The 10,742-nt window shown below is 47.0% G+C and carries 9 protein-coding genes and 12 tRNA genes; 2 read left to right on the top strand and 19 right to left on the bottom strand.

The window, feature by feature from the left end; translation table 11 throughout:
* Positions 1 to 43 precede the first annotated feature (43 nt).
* From ACHBIF_RS10485 to ACHBIF_RS10495, 3 genes are read right to left on the bottom strand one after another with little or no spacing between them, the layout of a single operon-like run.
* The gene (locus tag ACHBIF_RS10485) at positions 44 to 1,828 is read right to left on the bottom strand and encodes an ABC transporter transmembrane domain-containing protein (protein ID WP_172073899.1); all 1,785 of its coding nucleotides are present in this window, start codon (positions 1,826 to 1,828) and stop codon (positions 44 to 46) included.
* Positions 1,829 to 3,535 carry an ABC transporter transmembrane domain-containing protein gene (locus ACHBIF_RS10490; RefSeq protein WP_172063941.1) on the bottom strand — a complete coding sequence of 569 codons (1,707 nt, stop codon included), beginning with the start codon at positions 3,533 to 3,535 and terminating at the stop codon, positions 1,829 to 1,831.
* Positions 3,528 to 3,977, bottom strand: coding sequence for a MarR family winged helix-turn-helix transcriptional regulator (locus ACHBIF_RS10495; protein ID WP_394720391.1), 450 nt, complete (start codon positions 3,975 to 3,977; stop codon positions 3,528 to 3,530). The genes ACHBIF_RS10490 and ACHBIF_RS10495 overlap by 8 nt, the downstream gene beginning before the upstream one ends.
* Before the next feature lie 221 nt (positions 3,978 to 4,198).
* On the opposite strand from ACHBIF_RS10495, the gene ACHBIF_RS10500 reads away from it, so the two are divergent.
* Positions 4,199 to 5,215 (top strand): NAD(P)H-dependent glycerol-3-phosphate dehydrogenase, encoded by a 1,017-nt coding sequence (locus tag ACHBIF_RS10500; RefSeq protein WP_394720393.1) that lies wholly within the window; start codon positions 4,199 to 4,201, stop codon positions 5,213 to 5,215.
* Between the two features lie 39 nt (positions 5,216 to 5,254).
* Positions 5,255 to 6,157 (top strand): UTP--glucose-1-phosphate uridylyltransferase GalU, encoded by a 903-nt coding sequence (galU, locus tag ACHBIF_RS10505; protein WP_105122343.1) that lies wholly within the window; start codon positions 5,255 to 5,257, stop codon positions 6,155 to 6,157.
* Between the two features lie 19 nt (positions 6,158 to 6,176).
* Here galU and ACHBIF_RS10510 read toward each other — a convergent pair whose 3' ends face one another.
* The 16 genes from ACHBIF_RS10510 to ACHBIF_RS10585 all read right to left on the bottom strand — a co-directional run bounded on the left by ACHBIF_RS10510 (position 6,177) and on the right by ACHBIF_RS10585 (position 10,524).
* Complete coding sequence (locus ACHBIF_RS10510; RefSeq protein ID WP_394720396.1) at positions 6,177 to 6,845, bottom strand: rhomboid family intramembrane serine protease; 669 nt, start codon at positions 6,843 to 6,845, stop codon at positions 6,177 to 6,179.
* Positions 6,838 to 7,380 carry a 5-formyltetrahydrofolate cyclo-ligase gene (locus tag ACHBIF_RS10515; RefSeq protein ID WP_394720398.1) on the bottom strand — a complete coding sequence of 181 codons (543 nt, stop codon included), beginning with the start codon at positions 7,378 to 7,380 and terminating at the stop codon, positions 6,838 to 6,840. Before ACHBIF_RS10515 ends, ACHBIF_RS10510 begins: the two co-directional genes overlap by 8 nt.
* Before the next feature lie 41 nt (positions 7,381 to 7,421).
* On the bottom strand, positions 7,422 to 8,549 hold the full coding sequence (locus tag ACHBIF_RS10520) for an N-acetyldiaminopimelate deacetylase (RefSeq protein WP_394720400.1): 1,128 nt from the start codon (positions 8,547 to 8,549) through the stop codon (positions 7,422 to 7,424).
* Positions 8,550 to 8,559: 10 nt separating this feature from the next.
* Positions 8,560 to 9,258, bottom strand: coding sequence for a 2,3,4,5-tetrahydropyridine-2,6-dicarboxylate N-acetyltransferase (gene dapD, locus ACHBIF_RS10525; protein ID WP_105111782.1), 699 nt, complete (start codon positions 9,256 to 9,258; stop codon positions 8,560 to 8,562).
* A 239-nt stretch (positions 9,259 to 9,497) separates the two neighbouring features.
* Positions 9,498 to 9,581: transfer RNA gene (locus ACHBIF_RS10530), tRNA-Leu, on the bottom strand.
* Positions 9,582 to 9,593: 12 nt separating this feature from the next.
* Positions 9,594 to 9,665 (bottom strand) — tRNA-Gln (locus ACHBIF_RS10535).
* 11 nt (positions 9,666 to 9,676) lie between these two features.
* Positions 9,677 to 9,749 (bottom strand) — tRNA-His (locus ACHBIF_RS10540).
* Positions 9,750 to 9,756: 7 nt separating this feature from the next.
* A tRNA-Trp gene (locus ACHBIF_RS10545) sits at positions 9,757 to 9,827 on the bottom strand.
* A 7-nt stretch (positions 9,828 to 9,834) separates the two neighbouring features.
* Positions 9,835 to 9,915 (bottom strand) — tRNA-Tyr (locus tag ACHBIF_RS10550).
* 15 nt (positions 9,916 to 9,930) lie between these two features.
* A tRNA-Phe gene (locus tag ACHBIF_RS10555) sits at positions 9,931 to 10,003 on the bottom strand.
* A gap of 4 nt (positions 10,004 to 10,007) precedes the next feature.
* Positions 10,008 to 10,081 (bottom strand) — tRNA-Met (locus ACHBIF_RS10560).
* 9 nt (positions 10,082 to 10,090) lie between these two features.
* A tRNA-Ser gene (locus ACHBIF_RS10565) sits at positions 10,091 to 10,180 on the bottom strand.
* A gap of 8 nt (positions 10,181 to 10,188) precedes the next feature.
* Positions 10,189 to 10,260, bottom strand: a tRNA-Glu gene (locus tag ACHBIF_RS10570).
* Positions 10,261 to 10,265: 5 nt separating this feature from the next.
* Positions 10,266 to 10,339, bottom strand: a tRNA-Ile gene (locus ACHBIF_RS10575).
* Between the two features lie 35 nt (positions 10,340 to 10,374).
* Positions 10,375 to 10,445: transfer RNA gene (locus ACHBIF_RS10580), tRNA-Gly, on the bottom strand.
* Between the two features lie 6 nt (positions 10,446 to 10,451).
* Positions 10,452 to 10,524, bottom strand: a tRNA-Val gene (locus tag ACHBIF_RS10585).
* Positions 10,525 to 10,742: the final 218 nt, after the last annotated feature.

Consider the following 10,742-nt stretch of genomic DNA (forward strand, 5'->3'; position numbering starts at 1 on the left):
AGGGTAAAGCAAAACTCCAACCTAGTGGCTGGGGTTTTCAACTTTATTCAAACACAAACTGGTTGTGGTAGAGTTCGGCGTAGAAGCCGTTGAGTTTGAGAAGTTGGCTGTGGTTGCCCTGCTCGATGACCTTACCGTCTTTGAGGACGATGATTTCATCCGCATTCAAGATAGTCTTGAGGCGGTGGGCAATGACGAAGCTGGTCCGTCCTGCGATAATGGCCTCCATAGCCTTTTGAATTTTGGCTTCCGTTACCGTGTCCACGTTTGAGGTTGCTTCGTCCAAAATCAGGACTTGAGGGTCTGTCAAAAGGGTACGGGCAATGGAAATCAGCTGTTTCTGACCAGTTGAAAAGACATTTTCATCATCAGTCACATATGTCTCATAGCCCTCTGGCAGACTCATGATAAAGTCGTGGATATGGGTGGCACGCGCCGCTGTTTCCACCATTTCCTGCGAAATAGTCTCATCGCCAAAGCGAATATTGTCCGCAATAGTGCCTGAGAAAAGAACTGACTCCTGCAAGACAATGCCGACCTTATCCCGCAAGCTGTCCAAGTCATATTCCCGAATATCGCGACCATCAAAGGCCACGCTACCCCCATTGACATCGTAGAAACGGTTAATCAGGTTCATAATGGTAGTCTTACCAGATCCCGTCGGCCCAACGACCGCCACCATTTTGCCCTTAGGAGCAGAGATAGTCACCTTGTCCAAAACCTTCTGACCTGGCAGGTAGCCAAAGTCGATGTTCTTGATTTCCACTCCTTCTTTGAGTTCGGTGAAATGCGGTGCATTTTCAGGGCGAACTTCTTCAGGTTCGTCAAACATTTCCTGGATACGGTGAGCACCCGTGAAAGCCAGTTGCAACTCCGCCCAGCTGGCTGCAATCTGCATGATTGGCTGGTAGTATTGTTGCGAATACTGAACAAAAATCACCACCAAACCAAGAGCTGCTGCTGTTTCCAAGGAAGAATCATTGAGTACTATGCTGGAGCCTGCAAAGATAACGATGGCCGTATTAACCAGGCTCATCCCGTTCATGAAGGGGAAAAGCACCCCACTGAAGAGACGCCCTTTGAAGGTCGTCCGACGCACTTCTTCATTGAGCTCCATAAAGCCATCGATCGTTTCTTCCTGCACCCCTTGGACGATAATGGCCTTCTGACCAGAAATTTTCTCGTCCATATAGGCATTGAGCTTAGAAACGGCTGCCTGCTGCAAATCCGTGTATTTACGAGACAGACGGATAATAATCACCAAAGCAAGTAGGGCAATCGGTGTTGATGCAACGGTCACCAAGGCCAGACGGACATCCTGACGGAACATCATCCAGACCATACCGATATAGAGGGCAATATTGGTCACAACCTGGGTCAGCGACTGGTTAAAGGCATTTTGAATATTGTCCAAATCCGATGTAAAGCGTGACAGAATATCTCCATCCTTATGCTTATCGAAAAAGGCAACCGTCAAACGCTCCAGCTTACCGAAAAGTCCCTTACGCATACGGTTGGTCGAATGCGCCACAATCCGAGTGAACAAGAGCGTGTAAATCAAGGTCGACACAACTGTCACCACATAGGCCATGAGAAGGTTGAGCATAACCCCGTTAAAATCAGCTATGTCCGGCTTAAAACCAGTCTGTCCCATTTGCTTCGCCGCAAAATAAGCCTGACCAATTTTTCCCAATTCTGTAATGGCATTCCCCAGTAAAACCGGTGTCTTCACCTGCAAATAAGTCGCCGCAACAATAGCCACAAAAATCATAGCAAAGGACAGTTTATAACGTTTAAAATAAAACCAAAAGAAACGTAAAGTCTTCATTTATTCTTCTCTCCCTTTCTGCGTTTCGTAGATTTCACGGTAGACATCGTTCGTAGCTACCAGCTCGGCGTGGGTACCTTGGCCGATCAGATGACCTTCATCAAGTACCAAAATCTTATCAGCTTTGACAACAGAAGAAATCTTCTGGGCAACGATAACCGTCGTTGTCCCCTTCAAATCATGATTGAGGGCCTCTTGTACCAATTTCTCAGACTTGGCATCAAGGGCTGAGGTCGAATCATCTAGTACCAAGACTTTTGGCTCAGAAATCACACCACGGGCAATAGACATCCGTTGCTTCTGACCACCGGAGAAGTTATTTCCCCGCTCCTCGACCTGGCTTTCATAGTTATCATCCAAACGGTCGATAAATTCCTTGGCCTGGGCAATACCTGCGGCCCGCTCCAAGCGTGTCAAGTCCGCCCCAGGCGCGCCCTGACGCAGGTTGTCTGCAATAGTACCCGAGAAGAGAATGGCCTTCTGCAAGACGATAGAAACCGTGTTACGAAGAGTATTTTGATTGACTTCTTTCAAGTCACGACCCCCGATAGAGACCGTCCCCTCCTGCGGGTCAAAGAGACGCGGAATGAGTTGGGCAAGCGTTGATTTACCAGCGCCCGTCGCTCCAACCACACCGACCATTTGGCCTGGCTCAATCTCAAAGGAAATATTTTTCAGAGTCGGCTCCGTGTCATGCGGATAGGTAAAGCTGACATTATCAAAGACAATCCGGCCTTCGAGTACTTCATCTGCCACATCTTTAAAGGTCATAGCAGGCTCGGTATCCAAGACCTCGCTGATCCGTTTGATGGAAATAGCTGCGCGAGATGCCTGCATGCCCATGAAAGAGGCCATGATAATAGCAAACATAATCTGCATAAGGTAGCTCATGAAGGAAGTAAAGCCACCAATCGCCTCAAAATTCGTATCCACCATCCCAGATACCAGGTAGAGGGACAAGAAAATAGCCATGAAAGAAATAAACATCATCAAGGGTTGCAGGATTGAAAAACCATAACCGATAAAGAGGTTGAGGTCCAAGAGTTCATTAGACACAGACTTGAACTTGTCGTATTGATTTTTTTCCTGTACAAAGGACTTGACCACACGGATACCGCGCAGATTTTCCTTGGCAATGCCGTTCATGCGGTCCATTAGGGTCTGGAATTTCCCAAATCGTGGACCCATAACCCCCATGACCACAGCCATAATCGCCATGATCAAAATAACCATCAGAACGATGACCCACCACAATTCAGGCAAGGTCCGAACCGCCATGATGAAGGCCCCGACAAACAACATAGGAACCCGCATGAGGATGGTAAAGAGCATCATAACCAGGTTTTGAATCTGAGTGACATCATTGGTCATCCGAACGACCAAATTCCCCGCATTAAACTCTTCCACATTTGCATAAGAGAAACTTTGGATTTTTCTAAAAGTTTTTTCGCGGATATCCGCCGAAACCCCTTGGGAAATCTTCGCTGCCACGATAGTATTGGCTAAACCAGCCAAAAGTCCAATCCCAGCAATAACCAGCAAGAGTTTACCGACTTCAACAATCTCTGTCTTGTCGTTGGTCAAGACAGCTGTCAAGACATCCTTCAAGTAGCTCGGCTGTAGCAGAGCAGTTGTCACGACCGTTGCGGTTAATAAAACCGAGGCCAAGGCATACCACTTATAACGCAGTATCGCTTCTTTAAACATTGTGCTTCTCCTTATATTCCTTAATATTTTCAGATAATTGATGGGCCCACTGCTTCACCAATTGAAAATCTTCTTTTGTAATCTTATTAAACAATGATTGGTGCAGTTCCTGATGGAAGTCATCTAGACGACTAACTTTTTCCTGCCCATTCGCCGTCAGGATAATCTGCTTGTAGCGCTTATCCTGCTTGGATGGAATGACCTGAATAAAATTATTTTTCTCCATTCGTTTGACCAGATTACTAGCAACTGACTTAGAAATTTTCATTTCTTTCTCAATGTCCTTAACAAAGACTTCCTTGTCAGAACACTTAGCTAGATAAAGCAAGGCCCATCCCTGAGGACCAGCGAGATGCTCTACACCGTGTTCCTTGGCAATCTTATCACCAATCTGTTCCACCTGATTGAGTAGGGAACGAAATTCTGCTAAAAAATCTCCCATCGAAACTCCTTTCATTGTTAATTAATGACCATGAGAATTATTATAGTTTTCTAGAGAACTATTGTCAAGCAAAATGAAATATTTTCTTTGTTTTCATAGATTTTTTCATTTTGTAAAGACCGACCTGTCCGTTTCCTGCAAGCCGACTTTTTCGCTCTGCTATTTTCAAAAAAATTTTATATATGATATAATGGTAAAAACATGAATTCAGAGGAAGCATTATGGAAAAGCAAACCATTGCTATCTTGGGACCTGGCTCATGGGGAACAGCCCTAGCTCAGGTGCTCAATGATAACGGGCATAGTGTCCGTATCTGGGGAAATATCCCGGAGCAGATTGATGAAATCAATGAAAAACATACTAACACGCGCTATTTCAAGGACATTGTTCTAGACGAGAAGATTGTTGCCTACAAGGATTTGGCTGAAACGCTAGATGGGGTCGACGCTGTGCTCTTTGTCGTACCGACCAAGGTAACCCGTCTGGTAGCCAAGCAGGTTGCCGAGACCCTCAAGCACAAGGTTGTGGTCATGCACGCATCTAAGGGCCTTGAGCCAGAAACTCATAAACGTTTGTCAGAAGTCTTGGAAGAAGAAATTCCTGCTGACTTGCGTTCAGAAGTCGTTGTTGTCTCCGGTCCTAGCCACGCTGAAGAAACCATCATCCGCGACTTGACCTTGATTTCTGCCGCATCTAAAGACATGGAGGTAGCAACCTATGTCCAAAATCTCTTCAGCAATCGCTACTTCCGTCTCTATACTAACAACGACGTAATCGGTGTAGAAACAGCTGGCGCTCTTAAAAATATTATCGCAGTCGGAGCCGGGGCCTTGCACGGTCTGGGCTATGGTGACAATGCCAAGGCTGCTATTATCGCTCGTGGCTTAACAGAAATCACCCGCCTCGGTGTCGCCATGGGTGCCAATCCTTTGACATACAGCGGGCTGTCTGGCGTCGGTGATTTGATTGTCACCGGTACATCAGTTCATTCCCGCAACTGGCGGGCTGGAGACCTGCTTGGTAAGGGCGAGAAACTGGAAGACATCGAAGCCAATATGGGCATGGTCATCGAAGGAATTTCCACGACCAAGGCTGCCTACGAATTGGCCCAAGAACTCGGGGTCTACATGCCAATTACCCAAGCCATTTACAAGGTCATCTACCAGGGTGCCCAAATCAAAGATGCCATCCAAGAAATCATGTCCGGCGAATTCCGTCATGAAAATGAATGGCACTAATAAAATTGTTAATCATCAATAAAGTACAAGGAAAAATGTATGAAGAAAGTTAGAAAAGCCGTCATCCCTGCTGCTGGTTTGGGAACACGTTTCTTGCCGGCAACAAAGGCACTCGCTAAAGAAATGTTGCCGATCGTTGACAAACCAACTATCCAATTTATCGTTGAAGAAGCCCTTGCATCTGGCATTGAAGACATTTTGGTGGTTACTGGTAAATCAAAACGTTCTATTGAGGACCACTTCGATTCAAACTTTGAATTGGAATACAACTTAAAAGAAAAAGGTAAGAATGAATTGCTCAAACTGGTCGATGAAACAACTGGTATCCGCCTGCATTTCATTCGTCAGAGTCATCCGCGTGGCTTGGGCGATGCGGTCTTGCAAGCCAAGGCCTTTGTCGGCAATGAGCCTTTCGTTGTCATGTTGGGTGACGACCTCATGGATATTACCAATAAAAAAGCTGTCCCATTGACCAAACAATTGATGAACGATTTTGAAAAAACACATGCTTCAACCATTGCTGTTATGCCGGTTCCCCACGAAGAGGTGTCAGCCTACGGTGTCATTGCACCTCATGGCGAAGGTGTCAATGGCCTTTACAGTGTCGATACATTTGTGGAAAAACCAAAACCTGAAGATGCTCCATCTGACTTGGCCATTATCGGTCGCTATCTTCTCACACCGGAAATTTTTGAAATTCTTGAAAATCAAAAACCAGGTTCCGGCAACGAAATCCAATTGACCGATGCCATTGATACCCTCAACAAAACCCAACGCGTGTTCGCTCGTGAATTCAAGGGCGCTCGTTATGATGTCGGTGATAAGTTTGGTTTCATGAAAACTTCCATTGACTACGCCCTACAACACCCACAGGTCAGAGACGATTTGAAACAATATTTGATTGACCTTGGTAAATCATTAGAGAAAACAAAGAAAAACTAGCAAATCGCTAGTTTTTTTCTTATACCAGATAAAAGATGCCCAACAAGAGAATGAATATAGCTAAATAACTAATAAAACTGTAAAAGATTTGCTTACCAGAAAACAGATTTTTTTCCACAAGCGGTGGAAGAAAAATGACGACTAGGGCACCGCCGACCGCGCCACCGATATGACCTGCCATAGAGATCGAAGGTGTGAAGAGTCCAAGCACTAAGTTCATCCCCAAAAGCATCATGTAGCGTTGCCCAAGAACCTGTAAATAGCGACTGCGACTAAATTTTCTCAGGAGGGCCATAGCCGCAAAGAGGCCAAACAAGGAGGTCGACGCTCCCGCTCCGACCACTCCCGGAGTGAAAAAGAGAACAAAAAGATTGCCCATCATTCCCGACAGCATATAGAGCAAAAAGAAGCGGCGTGGACCAAACAGTCCTTCCAGCTGGTAACCCAGCCCAATCAAGGTGATACTGTTAAACAAAAAATGTTCCCAGCCGATATGAACAAAAATCGGCGAAATCAGGCGCCATAGCTGACTAGGATCCTGGCGTACCGCCTCTCCATACATACCGCCAAATTCAAAAATCGTATAGGCCGCGGTCGTCTGCCCAAAACGCAAGATTTGGATGAGCAAGAATACAGCCGTCGTCACAGCCAACAAGCCATTGGTCACAGGGTACCGTCTATCAAACATCTGTCTCAACAATCACTAACTCCTTTACTGCTTGGTCAAATATCTCCGGCTCAATAGCCAGTAGCTGAAAATCTGCCAAAGTCGACACCGTCTGCCCATGAAAATCAGCTAGGTAGCGATCATAAAATCCGCCACCATATCCAATCCGAAAACCAACCTCATTCCAAGCCAAACCGGGCACATGAATTAAGTTAATCATAGACTTATCCACAGATTGTGAATAAGTTCCCGGTTCCCAGACACCAAAAGCCGACTTGACCAAACCATTTGGATTATATTCTACAAAATCCATCCGCCCTTGTGAATAGGTCTTAGGGATGAAAATCTGCTTACCATCCGCCCGCGCCTGCTCAATCAGATAACGCGTATTCCACTCATGTGGCATGGAAAGATAGGTGGCAAGCGAGGTTGCAGACTTGTAAGTCTCTGTCTCTACCAACAAATCAGTCATGGTCTGACTGCTCTTCTCCCGCTGACTCGAGGACAAGGATTTCAACTGAGCCAACATTTCCTTACGAATAATTTTTTTATCCAAAGAATATTCTCCTTTTCAGAAAAAAGGCTGGAAAACCAACCTTAGTTCACTTTCATTTTCAAAAATCCGCTTAACTTATCCACAGCCAAGGGAAGAGCAGCCTCATTGGGATTGAGACGGGGATTGTGGAGGGGATAAGGCGTATCTACTCCTAACCAGAACATGACCCCCGGTACCTTATTGAGTAGATAACCAAAGTCCTCACCCGTCATGGCAGGTGGGCAGTCAATCATCTCAACTCCCTCCACACCATCAAAGTAAGTCATGAATTCATCTGCTAGTTTCGGATTGTTTTCCACAGGCAGATAGCCGCTTGGGTTGAGCACAATGTCTAGCTCTACACCAAAAGATTTGGCAATACCTTCAGCCACCTCACGGACACGTTTTTGCACTAAAAGGCTCATGTCTTGCGTTAAGGCCCGAATGGTGCCGTGCAAAAAGGCCGTTTCGGCGATGACGTTATTGGTCGTGCCCGCCTGCATGTGCCCAAAGGTTACCACTGCCCCCTCTATCGGGTCCACATTGCGACTAACCACCGACTGGACTTGGGTCACAAAGTAGCTGGCCGCCACAAGGGCGTCATTTGCGGTATGGGGAAATGCTGCGTGGCCACCTTTTCCAGTAAACCGTATCTTGACTTCGCAAGTGCCCGCAAAAAGGGTCGCACGGTTGGTGGCCATTTGACCAACTTTGAGGTCTGGTCGGACATGGAGCCCATAAAATTCATCTGGCAACCACTCACCAAAGGCACCTGCCTCATACATGAGCATGCCCCCAGCCAGATTTTCCTCTGCAGGCTGAAAGAGGAAGAGCAGATTATGCTTGGGTTGCTGCTCTGCCATTTTCCCCAAAAGCCCCAAGGCAATGGTCATGTGAAAATCATGTCCACAGGCATGCATACGGTCAGGATGGAGAGATTTGAAATCCAGCCCCGTTTCCTCAACGATAGGCAAGCCGTCAATATCCGTCCGCCAACCGATGGTTTTTTCCGGCGCAGAACCTGTCAGATGGACCAAAATCCCCGTTTTCCAGGTCCGAACTTGAGCAAAATCACAATTTTCCAGTAGCTGACCAATGACGTCCATCAAATAGGCATGGGTCTTGAACTCTTCCATCCCAATTTCAGGAATTTGGTGGAGGGCACGCCTAGTCGCAATTAAATCGAGCATGAACTACCTCTTAGAGTGTACGGAGAGCCTCTTCCAAGGCTGTTTTTTGTTGGGTTTGAGCGTCGATTTCTTTGATAATGCGGGCTGGAACACCTGCTACTACCACATTTTCAGGCACGTCTTGAGTCACGATGGCACCTGCCGCAACGACAGAGCCGCTACCAATTTGCACGCCTTCGATGACAACGGCATTAGCACCGACCAAGACATTATCGCCGACGCGAACTGGGTCTGCTGACGCTGGCTCAATCACGCCTGCAAGCACTGCACCTGCACCGATATGGCTATTTTTACCGACCGTCGCACGACCACCAAGAACGGCACCCATGTCAATCATAGTCCCTGCACCGATTTCCGCACCGATGTTGATAACGGCACCCATCATGATGACCGCATTATCACCGATAGCGACTTGGTCACGGATAATAGCCCCCGGCTCGATACGAGCGTTGATAGCGCGCTTGTCAAGCAATGGCACAGCTGAGTTGCGAGCGTCATTTTCCACCACATAATCCACATTTTCCGTCAAGCCAGCCAAAAGCGGCTCCACATCCTTCCAGTCACCAAAGAGGACATTGCCCAGCTTGATGACAGTTGCCGGAACTTCTGCCACCAACTGACCTTCAAAGGTCACTTTCACAGCCGTTTTCTTCTCAGCATTGGCGATAAATTGGATGATTTCTTGAGCGTTCATTTTTGTTGCCGTCATAGTATTTCCTATCTAAAAATTATTTTTTACTATTATACCAAAAATTTTCAGAAAATTCGGGGAATATGGTTTGTAAATGGAACAAAACTTTGTAAAGGAAATTTCAACAGCGGCAAACATTAAAAACGAGAAGATTAAGCTGGTCCTCTCAAGAATATAGCTTTCGTCTACCCACTACAGTTGACAACGATCCTATCACAAAAAGGAACGTCGACAAATCAACGTTCCTTTCACAACTATACCGGCGGCCGGGGTCGAACCGGCACGTCCTTGCGGACACTGGATTTTGAGTCCAGCGCGTCTGCCAATTCCGCCACGCCGGCATATAGTTATAACTGGGGTAGCTGGATTCGAACCAACGCATGAGGGAGTCAAAGTCCCTTGCCTTACCGCTTGGCGATACCCCAATATTAAAATAGGCGAGTGAGGGGAATCGAACCCCCGAATGTCAGAGCCACAATCTGATGTGTTAACCACTTCACCACACCCGCCATAGAACACGGGCAGTAGGAATTGAACCCACACTGAAGGTTTTGGAGACCTTAGTTCTACCTTTAAACTATGCCCGTAAAGGTATGGAGAGAGAGGGATTCGAACCCCCGAACCCGAAGGAGCGGATTTACAGTCCGCCGCGTTTAGCCTCTTCGCTATCTCTCCAAAATATTAAGTTAATGGCGCGAGACGGAATCGAACCGCCGACACATGGAGCTTCAATCCATTGCTCTACCAACTGAGCTACCGAGCCAAAATTGCGGGAGCAGGATTTGAACCTACGACCTTCGGGTTATGAGCCCGACGAGCTACCTAGCTGCTCCATCCCGCGACAATAAAAAGGAGGATGTGGGATTCGAACCCACGCACGCTTTTACACGCCTGACGGTTTTCAAGACCGTTCCCTTCAGCCGGACTTGGGTAATCCTCCATAAAATATAGTCCGTACGGGATTCGAACCCGTGTTACCGCCGTGAAAAGGCGGTGTCTTAACCCCTTGACCAACGGACCATATATGGGCACGAGTGGAATCGAACCACCGACCTCACGCTTATCAGGCGTGCGCTCTAACCATCTGAGCTACGCGCCCAAACCTAAGTTTGGTAAAATGAACAATAAGTTCAAAGCGGGTGACGAGAATCGAACTCGCGACAACAGCTTGGAAGGCTGTAGTTTTACCACTAAACTACACCCGCTTATAATGGGAGTTAACGGGATCGAACCGCTGACCCTCTGCTTGTAAGGCAGATGCTCTCCCAGCTGAGCTAAACTCCCCTTCTGGTCATTTAACTCAATGGTCGAGCATCTGTAGTGTGGAAAGCTACGCTTTCTTCATCCACAACCTGAAACAATCACTAGATTGTTTCAGCTCTCCCAGTGAGCTAAACTCCCAAATGGAATCATCTGATTCCTAGGCGCTAAGCGACTACCGTATCTAACAGGGGGCAACCCCCAACTACTTCAGGCGTTCTAGGGCTTAACTGCTGTGTTCG

It is taken from the genome of Streptococcus sp. A11 (assembly GCF_043674225.1).
In the GTDB taxonomy this organism is placed as follows: Bacteria; Bacillota; Bacilli; order Lactobacillales; family Streptococcaceae; genus Streptococcus; species Streptococcus suis_V.